This window comes from Spirosoma horti (assembly GCF_054776595.1).
In genome coordinates, this window is record NZ_BAAHBQ010000004.1 from 604,432 (window position 1) to 625,124 (window position 20,693).

16 protein-coding genes and 1 tRNA gene are annotated in these 20,693 nt (G+C 47.4%); 10 read left to right on the forward strand and 7 right to left on the reverse strand.

Annotated features, from left to right (window positions below; translation table 11 throughout):
- Positions 1 to 86: 86 nt before the first annotated feature.
- Entirely contained in the window at positions 87 to 1,223 is a 1,137-nt protein-coding gene (locus tag ACYVAM_RS14210) for an acyltransferase family protein (RefSeq protein WP_461068011.1), read from the forward strand.
- Here the strand turns inward: ACYVAM_RS14210 and ACYVAM_RS14215 are convergent, their stop codons facing one another.
- The 4 genes from ACYVAM_RS14215 to ACYVAM_RS14230 form a co-directional block, all read right to left on the reverse strand.
- On the reverse strand, positions 1,224 to 1,988 hold the full coding sequence (locus ACYVAM_RS14215) for an SGNH/GDSL hydrolase family protein (protein WP_461068013.1): 765 nt from the start codon (positions 1,986 to 1,988) through the stop codon (positions 1,224 to 1,226).
- 45 nt (positions 1,989 to 2,033) lie between these two features.
- Entirely contained in the window at positions 2,034 to 3,014 is a 981-nt protein-coding gene (gene hemB / locus ACYVAM_RS14220; RefSeq protein ID WP_461068015.1) for a porphobilinogen synthase, read from the reverse strand.
- 104 nt (positions 3,015 to 3,118) lie between these two features.
- Positions 3,119 to 3,829 (reverse strand): response regulator transcription factor, encoded by a 711-nt coding sequence (locus ACYVAM_RS14225; RefSeq protein ID WP_461068017.1) that lies wholly within the window; start codon positions 3,827 to 3,829, stop codon positions 3,119 to 3,121.
- Positions 3,830 to 3,910: 81 nt separating this feature from the next.
- On the reverse strand, positions 3,911 to 5,932 hold the full coding sequence (locus tag ACYVAM_RS14230; protein ID WP_461068019.1) for a sensor histidine kinase: 2,022 nt from the start codon (positions 5,930 to 5,932) through the stop codon (positions 3,911 to 3,913).
- A 179-nt stretch (positions 5,933 to 6,111) separates the two neighbouring features.
- Between ACYVAM_RS14230 and ACYVAM_RS14235 the strand changes: the two genes are divergently transcribed.
- The 8 genes from ACYVAM_RS14235 (at position 6,112) to ACYVAM_RS14270 (ending at position 17,364) form a co-directional block, all read left to right on the forward strand.
- Positions 6,112 to 6,942, forward strand: a complete 831-nt coding sequence (locus tag ACYVAM_RS14235; RefSeq protein WP_461068021.1) for a T9SS type A sorting domain-containing protein — start codon at positions 6,112 to 6,114, stop codon at positions 6,940 to 6,942.
- Positions 6,943 to 7,094: 152 nt separating this feature from the next.
- Positions 7,095 to 7,340, forward strand: a complete 246-nt coding sequence (locus ACYVAM_RS14240; protein ID WP_461068023.1) for a hypothetical protein — start codon at positions 7,095 to 7,097, stop codon at positions 7,338 to 7,340.
- A gap of 469 nt (positions 7,341 to 7,809) precedes the next feature.
- Positions 7,810 to 10,896, forward strand: coding sequence for a glycoside hydrolase family 3 N-terminal domain-containing protein (locus ACYVAM_RS14245; RefSeq protein ID WP_461068025.1), 3,087 nt, complete (start codon positions 7,810 to 7,812; stop codon positions 10,894 to 10,896).
- Positions 10,897 to 11,175: 279 nt separating this feature from the next.
- Positions 11,176 to 14,850: an Ig-like domain-containing protein gene (locus ACYVAM_RS14250; protein ID WP_461068027.1), complete on the forward strand. Its 3,675-nt coding sequence runs from the start codon at positions 11,176 to 11,178 to the stop codon at positions 14,848 to 14,850.
- 23 nt (positions 14,851 to 14,873) lie between these two features.
- Positions 14,874 to 15,308 (forward strand): nucleoside deaminase, encoded by a 435-nt coding sequence (locus tag ACYVAM_RS14255; protein ID WP_461068029.1) that lies wholly within the window; start codon positions 14,874 to 14,876, stop codon positions 15,306 to 15,308.
- Between the two features lie 56 nt (positions 15,309 to 15,364).
- Positions 15,365 to 15,979 (forward strand): superoxide dismutase, encoded by a 615-nt coding sequence (locus ACYVAM_RS14260; RefSeq protein ID WP_461068031.1) that lies wholly within the window; start codon positions 15,365 to 15,367, stop codon positions 15,977 to 15,979.
- Between the two features lie 112 nt (positions 15,980 to 16,091).
- Positions 16,092 to 16,167: transfer RNA gene (locus ACYVAM_RS14265), tRNA-His, on the forward strand.
- Positions 16,168 to 16,485: 318 nt separating this feature from the next.
- On the forward strand, positions 16,486 to 17,364 hold the full coding sequence (locus ACYVAM_RS14270) for a MerR family transcriptional regulator (protein ID WP_461068033.1): 879 nt from the start codon (positions 16,486 to 16,488) through the stop codon (positions 17,362 to 17,364).
- Positions 17,365 to 17,395: 31 nt separating this feature from the next.
- On the opposite strand, the gene ACYVAM_RS14275 is transcribed toward ACYVAM_RS14270, so the two are convergent.
- Positions 17,396 to 18,361, reverse strand: a complete 966-nt coding sequence (locus ACYVAM_RS14275) for a YheT family hydrolase (RefSeq protein WP_461068035.1) — start codon at positions 18,359 to 18,361, stop codon at positions 17,396 to 17,398.
- A 52-nt stretch (positions 18,362 to 18,413) separates the two neighbouring features.
- On the opposite strand from ACYVAM_RS14275, the gene ACYVAM_RS14280 reads away from it, so the two are divergent.
- A complete protein-coding gene (locus ACYVAM_RS14280) occupies positions 18,414 to 18,857 on the forward strand; it encodes a hypothetical protein (protein ID WP_461068037.1) in 444 nt (147 codons plus the stop codon).
- Positions 18,858 to 18,863: 6 nt separating this feature from the next.
- Here the strand turns inward: ACYVAM_RS14280 and ACYVAM_RS14285 are convergent, their stop codons facing one another.
- Both ACYVAM_RS14285 and ACYVAM_RS14290 read right to left on the reverse strand, forming a co-directional pair.
- On the reverse strand, positions 18,864 to 19,631 hold the full coding sequence (locus tag ACYVAM_RS14285) for a glycosyltransferase family 2 protein (RefSeq protein WP_461068039.1): 768 nt from the start codon (positions 19,629 to 19,631) through the stop codon (positions 18,864 to 18,866).
- A 30-nt stretch (positions 19,632 to 19,661) separates the two neighbouring features.
- Positions 19,662 to 20,636, reverse strand: a complete 975-nt coding sequence (locus tag ACYVAM_RS14290) for an aldo/keto reductase (protein WP_461068041.1) — start codon at positions 20,634 to 20,636, stop codon at positions 19,662 to 19,664.
- Positions 20,637 to 20,693: the final 57 nt, after the last annotated feature.

Genomic DNA, 20,693 nt, shown 5'->3' on the forward strand with positions numbered 1-20,693 from the left:
TTGTTTCTTACATTGCTCAACTGAGTTTACTACCGTTTATCCTTACAAACATAGCGACAAAAGGTAGTTTCATTTCCAGGATTAGTATGCAAAAAGTTGAAAACATTACTACTCATACGTTATCGAACCCGTCTGTAAATAAACCACACTATCCATTCGTTGATTGGATTCGATTCGTTGCCATGTTCTCGATCGTTTATGAGCATAGTTTAGTTGCACCGGAGGGAAAACCGGATATGGTACACTTCAACTCGTTCACAGCCATGACTCAGCTGCAACAGGAAGCGTTTTTGTGGATATCTCAACCGTTGAAATTTGGCACCATATGCTTTTTTACTATATCAGGTTTTCTACTTGGAAAACAGCTAAAATCAACTCAACAAGCCTTTGCTTATTATAAGAAAAGGTTAGCTGTTGTTGGTATTCCTTTTCTTCTTGCTTTTCTATTATTCTACATAAAATCTATTGGCATATTTGGTATTATGGTGGGGCGTTTTAGTCTATCTATATTGTCTCAGCCAAAATTAGTTGACCAATTATGGCATATCTTATTTGCTACTTCGTACTGGTTTATTTTTATTTTCTTATTGTCTTTAGCCCTTATGTTGCTCGGCTGGCGCTATCTTGGTCTGCGCGTAACAGCTATCCTATCTTTTTTTGCCACTTTATTTTACGCAGCTAATGTATACATGAACTGGATAGAGCCACGTCATACGTTTGCCTTTCCCGCTTTCATCTTCTACATATGCCTAGGCGTCTGGCTTTCTCGAAACGATCACCATATTAAACGGGTACAAAGCTTCTCAATTGGCTGGTTAGGTTTCTTTTTAATGGCTATCTTCCTAATAGCATCAGCAGAAAGCATCCTTCTCTGGAAACTCAATTCCATCGATCCAAAAAACACATTGCGACTATCGAATCAAATCTTTTCGCTTGTCATATTCTTATGTCTCCTTCGTGTCAACCTGTTGAGTAAGCTTCCTATTCTCAATCCACGGACAGAATCATTTGGTATCTACCTGTACCACTTATTCTTCGTTAGCTTTATCACCAAGTTGATAACTCTAACCCCTGCTTTATCATTCCTTAATTATCAGGAACACTATACAGGCTGGGAGCTTGCCTGGGCTTCCGCTCTTCGCTTTCTGCTGGTTTACGTCAGCACGCTTCTATTTGTAAAAGTATTGAACCAAACCCGATTACGCTGGATTTTAGGTAATTGATCAATGTAGCAGATTCAAAATAATTATTTTTTTCATCTCTTCATAAAGCACTTTATGCCCTTTGTCATTGGGGTGAATACCATCTTCAGAGAGTAGCTCCGCTTTAAACAAATTTTCAGCGTCTGCAACAGGATCAAAAAAGTTAACAGCGGCTAAACCATATGCTTTCAAAACCTGGTCGCGTTGAAGCATGTAATTTTTTGTAGTCGTTGCATTTATCTTGCGTGGATGGGAGGTTGTAATGATCACTTGTTGTACACCAGCAGCCAACGCTTTACTTCTAATTAAATTAAGGTTTGCTATAAGTTCATTCACCCCAAACCCATTGGCTACATCATTCGTTGTCATGCTTATTATAAGCATGGTTGGCTTTTGTTTGAGAGCGGCTGTTAAATTTCGAAGGGTATCTACTTTAGGCCTAAAGGATGGACCTGGAGCCTCTGTGGGTAGGATGTTATAACTTGTATAACCTCTTTTGGCAAGATTAATGACACGGCCCAACGAAGAACGGTTTGTTAACAACCCCGCCCACGAATGCTTATAATCTGACGCACCCAGACCTTCTGCAGTGGAAGATCCAAGAATGACGATCGTTCGAGTATATGGCTTTCTAGCCCCTTGTGCTTGAACAGACGCTGTTGTTGGGTCGTTGGGTTCTACTTTAGGATTCGTACAATTTGACAGGAATGCAATAAATAAAACAGCAAGTAAACTTTTTTGCATAATTGATAAGTAAATACGCTTTTTACCTATAAACTTAATCAATTATGCAATTAGTTGAGTATAAATACCCAAAACATTTACTTTAATTTAATAATTATTTAATACCCGGGCGGCCTCCTTCGCAAAATACGTTAGAATAACATTCGCTCCGGCCCGCTTTATGGCCATCAGTGACTCCATCATGGCGCGTTCGCCGTCGAGCCAGCCGTTTTGCGCTGCCGCTTTGATCATGGCGTATTCCCCACTGACGTTGTAGGCTGCAATAGGCAGATGGAAGTTATCATTCAGTAATTTAATAATATCCAGATACGCCAGCGCAGGCTTTACCATCAGAAAATCGGCCCCTTCGTCGTAGTCAAGCTGAGCTTCAATCAACGCTTCACGGCTGTTGGCAGGGTTCATCTGATAGGTTTTCTTGTCGCCAAACTTGGGCGCCGACTCGAGCGCGTCGCGGAAAGGACCGTAAAAGGCACTCGCATATTTGGCGGCATAGGACATAATGGCTACTTCATGGAAACCACCTTCATCCAGCACCTGTCGGAGGTAGCCAACGCGGCCATCCATCATGTCAGAAGGGCCAACAATATTGGCACCAGCCTGAGCCTGGGCAAGAGCCATTTTACCCAGTACGTCCAGTGTAGGATCATTAAGTATCTTTCCATTTTCTACAATACCGTCGTGTCCATCCGAACTGTAAGGGTCCATGGCCACATCGGTCATGATCATTACGTCAGGAAAACGGTCTTTAATCGCCCGAATTGCCTGCATATACAAACCATCGGGATTATAGCTTTCGGTAGCGTACTTATCTTTTTTCGACTCGGCGATATTGGGAAACAGATCGAATGTTTTAACACCCAGATCAACACATTCTTCAATTTCGTTGAGCAACAGATCCAGTGAGTACCGATAGATACCGGGCATGGATGATACCTCCGACCGAACATTCTGACCTTCCGTTATAAAGACCGGTAGAATAAAATCAGTGACCGACAGGCGGGTTTCCTGTACCATGTCGCGGATAACAGCTGATTGGCGGTTCCGGCGTGGACGGCGTATTAGGTTCATTCGTTCTAATTTGTGGTAGTTGATTTACAGTTTTTGGCGGTTACTACATGTGCCTTTCCACTTGATGGCACTGCCATAAACGGTATTCTGCAAACTGAAAACCATTAAACAATCAATTTAAATCCTTCGCCGTGTACATTAACAAGCTGAACCATTGGATCCTCTTTCAGGTATTTACGCAATTTTGTTACGTACACGTCCATGCTTCGGGCGTTGAAATATGAATCATCACCCCAAACCATTTTCAGGGCAAAACTACGGCTAACGGGCTGATTCAGGTTCTGGGCCAACAATTTTAATAATTCAGACTCTTTACTGGTCAGCTTTTGCGGCTGTATGGCCGTAGCACTAGCCGATGGCCCGTCAACTGTTCGTGAAAGAAGTTGGTGTGGATAATCGAAAGAGAATGAACCAATTTTATACGTAGTCGCTTCGACCGACTCTGTGGTGCGTTGATACCGACGAAGAATAGCCTGAATTCTGAGTAGCAGCTCTTCCATACTGAATGGCTTCGTCATGTAATCGTCGGCTCCTACCTTAAATCCCTGAATCGTATCCTCCTGCATGGATTTGGCTGTCAGAAAAATGATAGGCACATCCCGGTGGTCCATTCGAACCTCTTTAGCCAGCGTAAATCCGTCTTTCTTAGGCATCATCACGTCGAAGATACATATGTCGTAGTGGCCTGCCATGAACAGTTGCAGGCCCTGATTTCCATCGATAGCCCGGTCGGTCTGGTATCCTTTCATGGTCAGGTACTCCTGCACCAAAAGACCCAGGTTTGGGTCGTCTTCAACGAGTAAAATGGTTGGCATACTTTAATGAGTGAATGAGTGGTTGAGTGAATGAGTGAATGTTTTGCTAAATACGTCAGCCTTAACTATTGATTCTTTCGCTCATTCACTCATTTGTTTATAGGGAATAATGACCTCGAATGAGCTGCCTTTCCCGGGCTGGCTCTCAACCAGAATTTGACCGTGGTGTTCCTCAACCATTTTCTTTACATAGCTGAGCCCAAGGCCAAAGCCTTTAACATCATGGCGATTGCCGGTGGGTACCCGGTAAAATTTTTCAAAAATGCGGCTGGTCTGCTCCTTGTTCATGCCCAGTCCCTGATCGGTTACGGTAATACTAACACCGGGTACAGACGATCCACTTGTCGCGTTCCCGTCGGGAAGACTACGCGTACTGATGGTAATATGCGGGCTTTCGGGCGAATATTTCAGTGCGTTATCCAGCAGGTTATACACAATATTGGTCAAGTGAAGCTCGTCGGCTTCAACAACTTCCCGGTCGGCATCGAAGTGAAGATCAACTTCGCCCCCACGCTGCTCAATTTGCAGACTCAGGTTATTCAGCACTTTCTCAATAACATCATGTATGTTGACAGGGCTTATGTTAAGTTTGATTTCGCCCTTATCCAACAAAGCCATTTGTAAGACTTTTTCCACGTGCGAACCCAATCGACGGGTTTCATCCCGAATGATACTCATATAGCGCGTCAGTCGAGAATCCGGCATACTCGATTCGGGCACTTCCTCATCTGGCGGTCCATCGGCAGAAAAACCAGATCGAGCGCTAACTCCATCAGTCCCGACGTTCGATAAGGCCGTCGAACGAGGAGCTACCCTATCTGACCGCAGCTGTTCCTGCGCCATTTCAACAGCCAATGATATGGTTGAAATAGGCGTTTTGAACTCATGGGTCATATTATTGATAAAATCGTTCTTGATGTCGGCTAGTTTCTTCTGCCGAACAATCGTACTGATGGCAATATAGAAACAAGCCAGAATGACCAGAATCAACACGACGGAAGCTCCCAGTGTGAAGCCTAAACGGCTCAGGATAAATTCCTGCTGGGTCGGGAAATAAACATATACGTAGTTTCCTGTCTCCATTAGATTATTGGGAAACAGGGCGGCTTTGTAGCCATTTACATCGAACTGCTGCGCTTCAATGCCCTTTGACGTGAACAGAAATCGAGGCTTCTGGCTGGTTCGAACGGCATAAGCAAAGGGAATACTGATGCCCCGTTCTACCAACGATTGCCGAAGCAAGGTGTCGAGCGCTAACCGATTAACACGGTCTTCAATTGGCCGGTCAGACAACAACAAGCCTTTGAGCACATCCTTAATCATGTGCGACTGCTCCTCCGTCCGACCTGAATTCGCTATACCCATATGCTGGTTGACGTTGGCGGCATTTGTCGATGAGCCGGGTTTAGTCGAGGCCAACGCATTATCGACCTGGCTCTTTCGACGTTGCGTTGTTCGCCGGAGCTTATTTTTAATGGCCCGAATGGCCGAATCCTGCCTGACCTGATTATTAATTTTATTCAGTTCAGCATACATCAGATTTTCGGCCCACTGGTTAAATTGCTGTTGCTGTGCCAATTGCGTCTGCCAGTCGCCAACCGCCATCAACTCATCCTGCTGCCGAACAAACTCTTCGACAACCGCCATTTGCTCTGGTGAGAGCGGACGGACAATCGGGTGCAATACATCTGACTGCACAACGATGTTGCCCACAGATGTCATTCCGGAGGGAATGGTCTGCCGGGCGGCCAGTTGATCAAACGGTGGCAGGTGTATCTGCTTCTTCTCCTTGATGCGGGTTGGTTTAGCAGCAACAAGCGGTTGCTCTGCATCGGCTTTCTTAACCGACCGGCCCTCCTTTTTTGCAATGGCCATCAACCGATTCTGATGTTCACGGGCCTGAACACGCTGGTTGGTCAGGTAAAAAATTTCCTGCCGTTCCAACGCCCGCACAACCTCCTGCAGGGCATCGGTTACTTTGTAAGCAAACTGTTCCCGCTGTAACTGCAGGGCGCTACTGATCCAATAGACTTGTAGCCCTACCAGCCCCAACAGTCCAATAGCCATTAGGGCCACAATCCAGCGTATGCGTTGTTTTGACATTTTTTTACTCGCTCATGCAACCTTGGATCAACTTTCCCGTCTATAAAAAACCAGTTGCCAGGGTTAGTAAAAGTACGAACCGAGTTAGCTAGTAATTGGCTCGTTAACAAACTTTAACAACCCCTGTATCAATTGCTTTAGCCCCTTATCGTTCCTTCGTTTGCAACTAATTCAGCACTATGAAAAAAACAGTTTTTACCCGATACCAGTTCGTGACGGCTCTATTGGTGGCTGTCACGTTTAGCGGAGTCGCTCTGGCTCAGAAACAAACCAGCCCTTCGGCAAAAACCGGGAAGGGCGATGTAAACGTACGGATCATTGAGCGCAATGGCGATGAAGTCCGTGAAATTGAACGTACCTACCACATGGATGGCATGACGGATCCGCAGCGTGACAAAATGGTCATGAAGCTGGTAGATTCGCTAAAAGCATCCCGCAAGGATGGCGGTAAACGCCAGATGACTATTATCATTGATGATGTCGATGGGGATCGAACAGTGACCCGAGAACGGGTTATGCCGGGTAAACGACGTGCTCCAGCCGATGCCTACGCCCAACGCGGTAAACTACAAAGGGGTAATTTCGATCAGGATTTCTGGAACAACCAGAACTGGCGCTATGAATTTCGGCGGGGAACCGACTCTTTGACCGATCAACTTAATCGGTTCAAATTCCAGATACCAAGGGATTTTGACCGTCAGCTTGTTCGGCCGTTTGAAGACTGGGCACGCAATGCCAATGGTAAAGCATCGACGATTCGTGGTTTGGATGCATTCCCAAACAACCCGGATCATGATCAGTTGAACGTTCGTTTTACGGCACCCGCTAAAGGTGATGTCACAATTATCGTTACAAACCCTAAGGGCAAAGAGGTGGCCAAACGGGAGATCAAAGACTTCTCAGGTGAATTCGTCGGGCAAATAGATCTGGGCAAAAAAGCACAAGGTGCTTACTTCATTACCGTCACCCAAAATGAAGATGGTGCCGTAAAACGGATTGTGATTGATTAATGCCTAAAAAACAGTTCCTGATTAGCCAATTGTTTGTCCTGATCAGGAACTGCCTGTACAACTTGAAAAATATTTTTTAAAATTTAGTACTATGTATTGCAAGATACCAAACTAAACCCATATCTTTGTATTGTTATTAGACATAAATGGTCATGAAAACTCTTTTGGTTGTCGGCATTTTACTTTTAGGCATCAGTGGACAGGCATTTAGCATGGGGCATCCCCATAACATGTTTGCTGCCCGGAAACAACTGCGGTCGAAAACAGCAACTTCAGTAGCCAAAACAAAAGCAACCGCTTCAGCATGCTGGCAGCAAACTGTTCAGGAAACGAAAGCCGTGATTGGCGAGCGTCTTCTGGCAGCTTTTATGAACGTTCGCCCCGCACGGCCTTACTAAATAGTGCGTTTTCTTTCTGCTTCACCAGTGGTCAGAATCCGCTGCGCTGGTTTCCTATTTGCCCGTTTACGGGCTTTTTTCGTTTTAGCTCAATCTAAAAAACACGCCCAGGTGTAGTATTACGTCCCCACAGGTTAGCTTATTACTAGTCTAGGGCATTGCGTTAACAACCATTTACGGGATATTTCTGCCACAAAATGCGCATGCACATAGAATGAATGGCCTTATTTTTGTAGGTTTTTGAGCTGTACTAAGCTGTTTAACTTATTGATTATCTGAATGAAGGCTGCCCTTACGTTCAATTTAATTTTGTATTAATCCACTAGCCAGAACGATTTCTATAAATTATTTCGTTAAAAACTTAGACAATTCAATGATTTGTTGTGGTTTACGACAGGCTTTGGCTATTTTTATGGTCTGTCCAAATACCGCCGTTAACGGAGTAGTATTTTTTCTTTATTGAGTGCCCATGCGGAATATTGTTGTACGACCTATTTTACTCGTTGGCCTCTTGCTCGCCAGCTTGTTAACCGCTTTTGGCCTAACAAAGCCCGGTCGTAACTTCTGGGCGAAACTTGCGCGCACAACAGCGATCAAGGCAGCGGCCAAACGGACAGCGGCCGCCAATGCCAATCGAATAGCCATTGCTTCTTACAAATTTGGCCCGGCCGCCAGGCCAGTGGAGGTGTTCGCCATGTCTGATAGCGGGGAACATTGGGTCGATAGCGTCTTTCATACGTTGACGCCCGAACAGAAAATCGGACAGTTTTTTATGGTGGCCACGTTTTCCAACCGCCATGATAATCACTATCAATACATCGATCACCTTATCCAGACAAATCACATTGGCGGGTTGATTTTCTTTCAGGGGGGACCCTACCGGCAGGCTATTCTGACGAATCGATACCAGGCAGAATCGAAAGTACCATTGCTGATTGGCATCGATGGCGAATGGGGACTTGGCATGCGCTTAGACAGCACGATGGACTTTCCAAAACAAATGTCGCTCGGCGCCATTCGGGATAATGAAGTCATCTACCGTATGGGAGCTGAAATTGGCCGCCAGTGCCAGCGCCTGGGTATCCATATCAACTTTGCACCTGTATCAGATATCAACAGCAACCCAGCCAATCCAGTTATTGGGGTGCGTTCTTTCGGTGAATCGAAAGAAAACGTAGCCCTGAAGGCTTCGGCTTATATGCGTGGTCTACAGGGTACACATGTCATTGCTACAGCCAAGCACTTTCCGGGTCATGGTGATACAAATGCTGACTCGCACCACACATTGCCAACCGTGAGTCGTTCATCAGAGCAGATGCGGGAAATTGACCTGTATCCTTTCAGGAAACTTATTGCCGACAGTTTAATGGGCGTCGTTACGGGTCACCTCCACGTACCGGTGATGGATAATACCCCCGCATTGGCAGCAACTTTGTCGGAGAAAATAGTTACCGAACTTCTCAAAAAAGAACTGGGATTCCGTGGATTGGTTTTTACCGATGCGTTGAACATGGGCGGAATCAGTCGGTCTCCTAAGGCAATGGACGTTAATTTACGCGCCTTAATGGCCGGAAATGATATTCTCCTGTATCCTGAAAATGTCCGAGAGGCAACGATAAACATTCTGAATGCCGTTCAGCAGGGCGTTATTTCGCAGGAACTGATCGACGAGAAAGTCAAAAAGATTCTTCGGGCCAAGTATTGGGCTGGGCTGGCGCAGTACAAACCCATTAACCTGGCGGGTTTATCAACAGACCTTAATTCGCCCGAAGCCAAGTTATTGAAACAGGAACTTTGCGAGCAATCGGTAACAGTAGCTGACAATAAGAATAGCCTGTTACCGCTCAAGCATCTGGATACGCTTCGTTTGGCATCGGTTGCCATTGGCGCTGAGCCAGGCAACGTTTTTCAGAAAACATTGAATCAGTATGCTCCGTTTCAGACGCTTGCTTATCCCGAAAAACCTGTTTCGGAAGCTGATCTAACCAATATTCTGGCGCAGGTTGGTGATGCCAACACGGTTGTTGTTAGCTATCATCGAATGAGCGAGTCGGCACTCAGGAAGTACGGCATCACAAAACCTTCGCTTGACTTGATTACCCGGTTGAAGCAACGTGGAGCCAAGGTGATCGTAACGGCCTTTGGTTCGCCTTATAGTCTTCAACAATTTACCGGGGCCGATGCGCTCGTTTGTGCTTATCAGGAGTTGGAGGATATGCAGCGTGTAGTACCCCAAATACTCTTTGGCGGGTTAGGCTCACAAGGTATGTTGCCTGTTTCAATAGGGGACATGAAAGTAGGCATGGGCCTGACACTGAGCCCCGAAGGACGTCTCTCGGTAGGCTCACCAGAAAGCGTGGGCATGAAGTCGACGGTGTTGAACCAGATTGATGCCATTGCACAGGGTGCCGTCAAAAATCATGTCGTGCCCGGCTGTGAAATTCTGGTCGCACGGAAAGGCAAGATTGTGTACAGCAAAAACTTTGGCGCCCTGACCTACGCCCCAAACGCCGAAAAAGTAACTGACGAAACGCTGTATGATCTGGCTTCGCTGACAAAAGTGTTGGCGACCCTGCAATCCGTTATGGTATTGTATGACCGGAAACTGATTGACCTCACTCAGAAAGCGTCGTTTTACCTTCCCGAATTAAGGAACACAAACAAGCAGAACATTACCCTTCAGGATTTGCTCTGGCATCAATCGGGCATGGTTTCGTTTTACCCAACCACCTGGGATCGTACCCGGCTACCGGGTGGAGGCCTGAAAGCTGAGTACTATTCCTCTGTACATGACAGTCTGCATACGCTTCAGATTGCCCCAACACTTTGGGGCGTTCCGGCCTTACGGGACTCGGTCTGGAAATGGGTGGTTCAATCGCCAATGTCGAAGAAAAATGATGAAGCTGGCCGACCCGCTTTCGTCTACAGCGACCTTAATTTCCTGACCTTACAAAAAGTTGTTGAACGGGTAAGCAAGCAACCACTGGATAAGTTCGTTACCGACAACGTGTACAAACCGCTTGGTCTTCACCAGCTTGGCTTCACGCCGTTGCAACGGCTTACCAACCCAAAATGCGCACCAACCGAACAGGATACATACTATCGGAATCAGCTTCTGGTTGGCACCGTTCATGATCAGATGGGGGCCGTGCAGGGAGGGGTCTCCGGTCATGCAGGCCTTTTTGGGAATGCACATGACATTGCCACGCTTCTGCAAATGAATCTTCAGAAAGGTCTATATGGCGATGAACGGATTCTCCAGCCAATGACAGTGCCTTATTTTACGCAAACGCTGAGTAACCGTAGCCATCGTGCGCTCGGCTGGGACAAACCCAATCCGGAAAGTACCAGTAGCGTTTATATGGCTCAACAGGTATCACCCCGTTCATTCGGGCACACGGGTTTTACCGGTAACGTTGTCTGGGTTGACCCCGATCAGGAGCTAATTTTTATTTTTCTCTCTAACCGTATCTACCCTACGGCTGGCAATAATTCCATCAACACGACAAAGCTCCGTCGGCGCATTCACGAAGTAATTTATTCGGCCGTTCAGTAATCATTGTCAGACTGGAAATTTTACGACTGCTGAACGAGTAACTATCCTATTGATCCTTGCCACTTCTGAGTAGAAGTGGCATTTTTATTGCTATGTACGGTTAATTAGACAGACCAATAGAGCAAATTGCTACGTTATTGTTTACTCATTTTAATGATAGTACACAAAACAAGCCATTTTACGCTAAATTTCTCTGAATACAAGACCTGCCACCGACGTCTGCATATCGTTTATAAATGCGCTAACTTTAGGCCTTCAACTGCTTTATTCTCCTATTTTATGAAGGGACGTATTATCTACTCCTGTTTGTTTTTCTGGCTTTTTTGGGTTGGGTCCAGCACGCATACTTTTTCCCAGACACCAACAATCATAACCGGTACAATTTCTCCCATATCCATTTGTCCTGGAGGGAACATCACGGTTACCTTCACAACAAGCGGGACATTTGCCGCGTCAAATACGTTTTCAGCCCAATTATCAGATGCAAATGGAGCCTTTTCATCCAGCCCCTCTGTCATTGGTACACGGTCAGGTGCCATTGCGGGAACAATTAGTGCAACCATTCCGATAACAGCTGCCAATGGATCTGGGTATCGGATTCGTGTTGTTTCCAGCAACTCGGCCAGAACCGGTTCAACCAGTGCACAAGCACTTTCAATAACCACACCGGTTACTCCCGGAGTAACAACACCTGTGCCTTACTGTGTTGGTCAATCAGCAGATCCATTGACAGCAAATACCTCTACTGGTGGCTCGCTCAATTGGTATGGTACGTCGGCAACCGGCGGAACAGCCTCCTCTAAAGCACCTGTTCCTTTAACAACACCATCTTCAGTTGGCCCTACAATTTACTACGTTAGCCAGACGCTAAATGGTTGTGAAAGCCCACGAGCAGAAATAACAGTTATTGTCAACGCCATTCCAGCCGCACCGACAGCTACTGCCCCGGCACCGTATTGCGAGGGTGTAACGGCGCAGCCATTGTCGGCAAACGGGCAAAACCTTAAATGGTACGGTACGAATGCAACCGGGGGATCAGGCTCTAATAGTGCTATCGTTCCGAGAACAGACGCATCAGCCACATATTATGTAACTCAGACTGTAAATGGTTGCGAAAGCCCACGGACTGGTATTCCGGTGCAAGTGAAAGATAGTCCTAATGCTCCAGCTATCACACCTACTCCTGGCTACTGCCAAAATCAACCTGCTTCGGCCTTGAGCGCTACGCCATCTACCGGTGCAACCTTAAATTGGTATGGCACAAATTCCTCAGGCGGTGTAGCCTCCACAACAGCAACTATACCTAATACAAGCAAGGCTGGAAGTGTTGATTATTACGTCAGCCAAACCCTTGCTGGTTGCGAAAGCCCCCGAGCCGCCATTACCGTAACGGTTAAAGCAACGCCCAGCGCACCAGGTGTTACCAGCCCCCTTATCGCCTGCCAAAATAAATCAGGATATGCCCTTACGGCAACACCATCTGCTGGTGGTTCGCTAAACTGGTATGGTACTTCGGCAACCGGCGGAACAGCTACATCTACCCCGGTCGCTCTAACAACTACAGCCTTAGGATCGACTACTTATTATGTCAGTCAGTCGGTTGATGGGTGTGAAAGTGCTCGTGCCGCATTAACCGTTACGGTGAATGCCATACCGGTATCCCCTACAGCTACGTCCCCGGCTGCTTATTGCGAAGGTGTAACGGCACAGCCATTATCGGCTAGTGGTCAAAACCTGAAATGGTATGGCACCAATGCAACGGGCGGTTCGTGGTCTGGTAGTGCCACTGTGCCTAGTACAGCAGCAACCGCTATTGGTAGCACGTCATATTATGTAACGCAAACTGTAAACGGCTGCGAAAGCGAACGAACAGCCATACCGGTGCAGGTGAAAGATACTCCAACGGCCCCCGGCACATCGGCCATTGATTTTTGTCAGGGAACAGGTTCACCTACCTTATCGGCTTCGCTGGTAGCTAACGCGACCGCCAACTGGTACGGAACAAATCCATCTGGCGGTCTGGCATCGCCTACCGCGCCCGTACCCACTAATAACAATGTTGGTACCACTATTTATTACGTCAGCCAAACACTAGCCGGTTGTGAAGGGCCTCGTGCTACGCTCAGCGTTCGGGTGAAGGCTACGCCCGGTGCACCAGGAACAAATCCGATCAGCTTCTGTAATAAAAGCCAGACACAACCGCTGAGCGCTGCGGGTTCGGATTTGAAATGGTATGATTCGTCGGATAACTTACTGAACGGAGGAGCCCCAACACCCAGTTCAGACGCTGTAGGAAGCCAAGAATTCAAGGTGTCGCAAACAATCGAAAGTTGTGAAGGCCCCAAGGCAACGGTTACCGTTACAATCAAACCCCTCCCCGACAAGCCCGGCGTATCAAACCCAACCTATTGCCAGGCTCAACAAGACCAGCCACAACAGAACATTACGTCATTGGCAGCCAACGTCACGGGGCTAGGCTTTAAGTGGTATACGTCGTCCGGCTCGTTCCTTTCCAGTGCACCTATTCCAAGTGTTACACAAGCCGGTACACAAAAATACCTGGTTAGTCAGACCATCAATGAATGCGAAGGCGATAAAGCTGAAATTCAGATAACGATTCTTACGCCATCGGCTCCCGTTACGCCAAAGCCATTGGTTACCTATTGTATCAATGACAAAGCGGTACCGCTGGAAGCTACGGGTGAGACGGGAAGCCAGCTGCGATGGGTTGATCCCTATGGCAATGTAACACCCAACGCCCCTACTCCATCGACGTTGAACACGAACGTGCAGCTTCAGGGCGATCCATTCTATGTCTATCAGATTGCCTCTTACGGTTGTTACAGCGCCCGGTCTACGATTCGGGTGGTTGTCAATACGACGCCGACACTCTCCTTGTTTGCCCCAACAACTACCGTCAATCTGGGCCTGAGAACTCCTTTACAACTCAAGTTTACCGGATCAGGCCCCTATAGCTACAGCCTTACGGGCGGTTATGCCGGTACCGCCCGTAGTGACACAACTATTTCTGTATTGCCGCGTGGCAATACATCGTATCAGGTAACATCTGTTGTCAATGGCTGTGGAACCGGGCTACCCGGAAACCCGGCTACCATTGCAGTTCGTGTACCAACCGTATCGACCAGCAACCTGAACACAACAACGCTGTGTGCAGGCACGTCACTTTCGGTTCCTTTTACTACGACTGGCGAATTTAATCCGGGCAATGCCTTCAGAATTGAACTGGTCAGTGTAGCCGATACGACCAAAAAATATGCGGCTTCGACCAGTGCCAACAATTCGCCGGTTGCCAGCTCATTGCCATCGACCTTGCCGGGAGGGCAGTATTATGTCCGCGTAAAAGCAGACAATCCGGAAATAGGCATTACGGGGAGTAACAGTCCTACCCTTCTAACCATTCGCTCACTGCCAACGGCTACTCTCAGCGGTACACAAAACATTTATGAAGGTGTCCCGGCGAATCTGACGCTTATGTTTGGTGGTGACGGCCCCTGGAATGTAATCTATGCCGACAGCTTGCGCAGCTATCCGCTCACCGTAACCACCAGCCCTTATGTTGTTGAAGCGCGGCCTGCCCGCACAACGATCTACCGGCTAACCAGCGTGAGCAACAGTTGTGGAAATGGTGTTCTTTCCGGTACAGCAGTCGTTTCGGTGTTGCCATTGCTAGGCGTTGATGATAATTCGCTTGCTCCGCTGGTAAAAGCCTATCCGGTTCCGACAGAAACCGTTCTGATTATTGAATTGAATCTACCTTTAACGCATGACCCGGCGATAGTAACGCTGACCGATTTAAGCGGGAAGCCCATTTTACAGCAGACGACGCGGAGCCAGCGGAATGAATTAAATCTTGTTTCGCAGCCGAGCGGTATATACCTCATGCGCATACAGGTCGGGGATAGGCAAACGGTTCGAAAGATAGTGAAGCAGTAAATCCTGGCCGATTGCAAACGCACATGCCCGACGAGTATTTTATGGAGATAGCCCTGGCACTGGCCGAAGAGGCTGCCGACAATGGAGAAATTCCGGTTGGTGCTGTAGTCATTTGCCGTAATCGAATCATTGCCAAATCCCGGAACCAGACGGAACAATTACTTGATGTAACAGCCCATGCCGAGTTGATGGCGATCACGGCCGCTACGCATTATCTGGGTAGCAAATACCTACCCGACTGCACCATGTATGTAACCCTGGAGCCCTGCGTCATGTGTGCGGGGGCTCTTTTCTGGGCGCAGCTTGGTCGTCTGGTTATCGGCGCCAGCGACCCAAAGCGCGGCTACAGTCGGTTTGGGTCTGCGCTATTGCACCCTAAAACCCGACTCGAAACGGGCATTCTCGCTGAAGAAAGTCAGGCGTTGCTGGCGAAGTTTTTTAATCGCTTAAGAACATAATTCACAATAGGGTTGTTAACTCAACCGAATAATCTTCCATCTAACTGATTAGTAAAATGGCTTTTGTACTAGACCCACTTCCTTACCCAAGCGATTCGCTCGAACCGAATATCGATAAGCAGACAATGGAAATTCACCACGACAAGCACCACAATGCCTACGTGACGAATTTGAATAACGCCATCGCCGGCACCGACATGGAGAGTAAATCCATCGAGGACTTATTGGCCAGCGTAAGCAGCGCACCTGTCGCTGTCCGCAACAACGGTGGTGGTCATTATAATCACACACTATTCTGGAACACGATTTCGGGCAGTGGCGGTGGCCAGCCAACGGGTACGCTCGCCGAGGCTATCACGCAGAAATTCGGTTCGTTTGATGCCTTCAAAGAAGAATTCGCAAAGGCTGCTACAACGCGTTTCGGTTCAGGCTGGGCCTGGTTGATCGTTACTCCACAAGGAGAACTGGCTATTACCTCGTCTCCCAACCAAGATAATCCGCTGATGGACATTGCCGAAGTGAAAGGCTTCCCAATTATTGGCCTCGATGTGTGGGAACACGCCTATTACCTGAAGTATCAGAACCGTCGGCCCGATTATATTGCCGCTTATTTTAACGTAATCGATTGGAACGCTGCCGAAAAACGGTATCAGCAAGGCAAGCAAGCTTAATATAGAATGAGTGATGAGTCATAAATGATGTTTTTTGTTGCTAAGGCTGTAAAAAAACCGTCATTTATGACTCATAATTCACAAATCATTGTTACTTTTGCACTCCTAAAACGGTGATTGTAGCTCAGTTGGTTAGAGCGCCGGATTGTGGTTCCGGAGGTCGCGGGTTCGAGCCCCGTCTTTCACCCTTCAGTAAAAAGGCCTTGAACTATCAAGGCCTTTTTTGTTGCCTATTTTTTATAGGCTCACTGTCAGACACTTACTGTTTTTATCCCAATTCAAGTTATTAGCTCACCTATTATAAATTTATTTATTTTAGACTAAATCTATATGTTCTCTGTACTCGTATATTTTGTTTAAAGATTTTAGATTATCATTAAACAAAAAAGAATTTTTCGTAGTTTAGTAGTTGTAATCTGTGGCACCTTATCACCTTCACTTAGAGCCGAAAATTAAGTTGGAACCAGTAAGCGGATCTGAGCGAACGTCCTTGAATTTTTCAATTCATGAGTACATACTCGATTAGAGATTTAGAACAACTATCAGGCATCAAAGCGCATACATTACGCATTTGGGAGCAGCGCTACGCTATTCTCTCGCCTGATCGGACCGATACGAACATTCGTACCTACGGCGACGATGACCTTAAGCGGGTCCTCAATATTTCATTGCTCAAAGACCATGGGTACAAGATCTCTGAAATTGCGAAACTGTCTTCTGAGGACTTGAACCGTGAAGTTGTCAAGATTTCGGAAAGACAGCTAAATTACCCGGACCAAATTCATGCACTAACCATCTCGATGCTGGATTTGAGCGAAGAGCGTTTTGAAAAAATCATCAGTGCCAACATTGCCCAGTCCGGATTTGAGAACACCATGGTTAACATCATTTACCCATTTCTGAGCCGCATTGGCACACTTTGGGTAACGGGTTCCATCGGGCCAGCGCAGGAACACTTTATCACCAACCTGATCCGGCAAAAAATCATTGTGGCCATTAATGGGTTGACAGGAACACCGGAGAAATCTGGCAAAAAGTACATGCTGTTTTTACCAGAGGGCGAATTTCATGAAATTAGCCTTCTATTTGCCCATTATATAATTCGCTCCCGGTCCAATAAAGTAATTTATTTAGGACAGAACCTACCGTTGAACGAATTAGCCTTTGCCCATCAAGTCCACCAACCCGATTACATTTTTACGGTACTGACATCTGTACCGGCCAATCATGAGGTGCAACCTTTTGTGAATCGAATGGCGAAGGCTTTTCCAAACTCGCAAATATTGCTGACGGGCTATCAGGTGGTTGGTCAGGATATCGATACGCCTGATAACACAGCCATCATCAATCAAATCAATGAATTGATGCACATTTCGAGTAACTGATGTTTTACGTCAGGAAGGCTTAAGCCACAATCTACGTTAACGCCCGGGCAAACGAGAGTGCCCGCCGTTCGGCATAGGTATAGGCGTCACGGATTACCTGAAAACCAACGTGGCCACCGGTTTGGGGTGTTTCCAGAAAAATATGGGGATGCGCTTCGGCAAGCCAGGCTGGCGAGCACTCTGGCGACAGCAACGGATCGTTCTGTGCGTTTAACAGCAGTGTTGGCAGGCAAATACCGGACATAAAATTAACAGCTGATGCTTGGGTATAGAAGTCGTTGGCATCGCGATAATTATTGACAGGCGCCGAAAAGAACTCATCGAAATCCCGCCACTGCTTCACTTCCTTCAACCGATTCATATCCAGCCGACCCGGAAATAAAGCTGCTTTCTGGCTAATTTTGACAACCAGCTTCCGCATGAATCGATTTCGATAGAACCGGTTCGACGGGCGATCGAGCAAACCAGCACTGGCACCCAGATCGGTAGGGGCCGAAATAGCCACTCCGCCTTTGATGGTATCAGGAAGCTGGCACCCATGGACACCAAGGTATTTCAATGTGATGTTACCGCCCATGCTATACCCTACCAGTACAACCTCGTCATATCGCTTCAGTCGAAGCGCATGAGTAATTACTTCGCCTAAATCACCAATTTCGCCATGGTTATATAATCGGAACGCCTGGTTCATCTCGCCACTGCACGAACGGCAATTCCAGGCCAGTACATCGTAGTTATTTTCGGCGAACAATTTGGCCGTACCCCGGATATATTGCCGACTGCTGTCGCCCTCCAGGCCATGCGTTAGAACCACCAGTCGATTTTTTCCGTTTTCCAGCCAGTCCAAATCAACAAAGTCCCCATCTTGCAGTATCAACCGTTCACGCTGGTAGACAACGCCCTGTACCTTTCGCATCAGACTCGGCATGATCGTTTGCAAGTGACCGTTATACTGGTAGGTGGGTGGGCCAGGATAAGTAGACGGAATAAGCGGCATATTGGTAAACAACGGATACTTTTATGGCGTTGTTCCAGAACATATCAACGCAATGCAGTTCGCAAAATATCTTTCTGTCATCATTACCAGCACAATCAAATTTGCCGGTGGACCCTTGTCTGGCGCAGCGCTCGGTCTAACCTGGATCGAGACTGCCATCTGCACTATGCTGGGTATGATGATCAGTGTCGTGGTCGTTACTTACGCAGGAGCAGCCATACAAGCTCTGGTCAGGCGGTTCAGGTCGGCCCCGCCCAAGCGGTTTACCAAACGAACACGTATGGCTATCCTAATCTGGAAACGCTTCGGTATGACAGGTATCGCGTTCTTAACGCCCCTGATTTTAACGCCCATTGGTGGCACAATTCTGGCCCTGTCGTTTGGGGTTAACCGAGGAAAGGTGCTCTTGTCAATGTTTATTAGTGCTGTCCCCTGGGCAATTGTTCAGACACTGTTTTTTTATCTGATCCCTGGATTAAAGGGAATCATTGGCTAAGCATGCTTACCGGCTCACAGTCTGTGGAACTGAAGCCGTTTTTTTGCGAAAATCGCCCTGTGAAAAGTATTTCTCGATCAGGCAGTACATTAAAATGAAAAAGTAGCGGCTGCCCATTTCTTTGATTTTCAGCTTCGACTCTCCATACTTTCGATTTGTCCAGCTATTAGGCACAACCGCATACGAATAGCCACGAACGATAGCTTTTAACGGCAGTTCGACTGTCAGATTGAAGTGAGGGGCCAGAAAAGGCTTTACCCCCTCAATCGTTTCCCGTTTGTAGAGTTTGAAAGCATTGGTGGTATCGTTGTATTTGATGCCCATCACTATCCGGACGATGAAATTTGCAATCCGGTTGATGAATTTTTTCAAGGCTGGATAATCAACCACTTTACCGCCTTTCTCCCAACGGGAGCCAAATACGGCGTCTACGTCGGAATCCAGCATTTTATTATAAAATAACACCAAATCCTCAGGATCATCAGAAAGGTCGGCCATAAACACGGCAACGCAATCGCCGGAAAACCGCTCCAAGCCGTAACGCACCGCATAGCCAAAGCCATTAGGCCCAGGATTGGTATAGTACACGAGCGTTGGTATCTCCGTAGCAGCCAGGCGTTCCAAGACGGCCAGCGTGCCATCTTTCGAGTTGTCATTCGTCACACAGATTTCGTGCGGAATCCCGTGTTTGGCCAATGTCTGGTAAAGGATACGGAGCGTTGGCGGTAACGACTCTTCCTCATTGTATGCAGGTATGACGACGCTTAGTTTCATAGACAAAAATAAAAAAGAACTAGGTCAAAATCAGCTTTTTGGTTTCCAGTGATCGGCGACGTCGGGAACAGCCTGCCGAATACGAAGAAGTAGATCGGCGGGTAAAGGACCCAGCTTTTCGGCCTCACGGTTCGCTAGAACCTGTTTTTCGTTGCGCATACCGGGAATAACGACCCCTACAGCATCATTAGACAAACTGAATCGTAGGGCAGACGTGGCAAGACCACCGGGCTGTTCATCCAGAAAAGCTAGCCTACGGGCCGATGTTAAAAGCCAGTCACGGTCTCGCTCGGGTAAATAATGCCGGTATTGGTCCTGCGGAAAAATTGGGTCCTGTGTAAGGTAAGCCGGATTTAAGAAACCCGATGCCAGGGGCACTCGCCCTATGAACAGGTAGCTGCCAGCGTTGGGAGCTGTAAATAACAACTCTTCGGCCCGACGATCCAAGGCGTTATAAATCACTTCCAGTGCGCTACCGAAACCAGCCTCCAGAACGCGCTTGGCGCCGTATACGGAACGGGAGCTAACGCCGTAAGCCCGGATTTTCCCGGCTTTCTTTAAGTCCTCAAATGGCGTAGGGTCATAGTTGGCCCAGTCGAACGCATCAGGGGGACTATGCAGCAAAAGAAGGTCGAGCGTATCGACGCCCAGTCGACTCAGACTTCCCTCAACGGCTTCAATCAAATACTCGGCACTATAATCCTGAATCGGCTGGCCGTCCGGTGACTGGCGATTCCCGAATTTTGTGCAAATGATTTTCGCTGAGTCAGGTTTCTGCGAGAAGGCTTCCTGCAAAATCAATTCAGATTGGCCACGGCCGTAACTATCGGCCGTATCGAAGAAGCTTATCCCCTGCTCTAAAGCGCTGTGCACCGCCCGTATGGCATCGGTTTTATTGACTTCTCCCCAACCGGTTGGATTTCCGTTTACAACATTTGGCCCGCCAAACTGCCAGGTACCAAAGCCCAATCGGGATGTTAGCTGTTCTTTTATGGATATGCTCATAGTAAACGAACAGTCTGGCACTGGTTGAATCCGTCAACAGAGTCGCTTCATTCAACC

Bases quoted from the DNA above. Each gene is read 5' to 3' on its own strand.
- ACYVAM_RS14210 (WP_461068011.1), top strand. From the start codon at position 87: ATGCAAAAAGTTGAAAACATTACTACTCATACGTTATCGAACCCGTCT.
- hemB (WP_461068015.1), bottom strand. From the start codon at position 3,014: ATGAACCTAATACGCCGTCCACGCCGGAACCGCCAATCAGCTGTTATC.
- ACYVAM_RS14225 (WP_461068017.1), bottom strand. From the start codon at position 3,829: ATGCCAACCATTTTACTCGTTGAAGACGACCCAAACCTGGGTCTTTTG.
- ACYVAM_RS14230 (WP_461068019.1), bottom strand. From the start codon at position 5,932: ATGTCAAAACAACGCATACGCTGGATTGTGGCCCTAATGGCTATTGGA.
- ACYVAM_RS14235 (WP_461068021.1), top strand. From the start codon at position 6,112: ATGAAAAAAACAGTTTTTACCCGATACCAGTTCGTGACGGCTCTATTG.
- ACYVAM_RS14240 (WP_461068023.1), top strand. From the start codon at position 7,095: ATGAAAACTCTTTTGGTTGTCGGCATTTTACTTTTAGGCATCAGTGGA.
- ACYVAM_RS14245 (WP_461068025.1), top strand. From the start codon at position 7,810: ATGCGGAATATTGTTGTACGACCTATTTTACTCGTTGGCCTCTTGCTC.
- ACYVAM_RS14250 (WP_461068027.1), top strand. From the start codon at position 11,176: ATGAAGGGACGTATTATCTACTCCTGTTTGTTTTTCTGGCTTTTTTGG.
- ACYVAM_RS14255 (WP_461068029.1), top strand. From the start codon at position 14,874: ATGCCCGACGAGTATTTTATGGAGATAGCCCTGGCACTGGCCGAAGAG.
- ACYVAM_RS14260 (WP_461068031.1), top strand. From the start codon at position 15,365: ATGGCTTTTGTACTAGACCCACTTCCTTACCCAAGCGATTCGCTCGAA.
- ACYVAM_RS14270 (WP_461068033.1), top strand. From the start codon at position 16,486: ATGAGTACATACTCGATTAGAGATTTAGAACAACTATCAGGCATCAAA.
- ACYVAM_RS14275 (WP_461068035.1), bottom strand. From the start codon at position 18,361: ATGCCGCTTATTCCGTCTACTTATCCTGGCCCACCCACCTACCAGTAT.
- ACYVAM_RS14280 (WP_461068037.1), top strand. From the start codon at position 18,414: ATGCAGTTCGCAAAATATCTTTCTGTCATCATTACCAGCACAATCAAA.
- ACYVAM_RS14285 (WP_461068039.1), bottom strand. From the start codon at position 19,631: ATGAAACTAAGCGTCGTCATACCTGCATACAATGAGGAAGAGTCGTTA.
- ACYVAM_RS14290 (WP_461068041.1), bottom strand. From the start codon at position 20,636: ATGAGCATATCCATAAAAGAACAGCTAACATCCCGATTGGGCTTTGGT.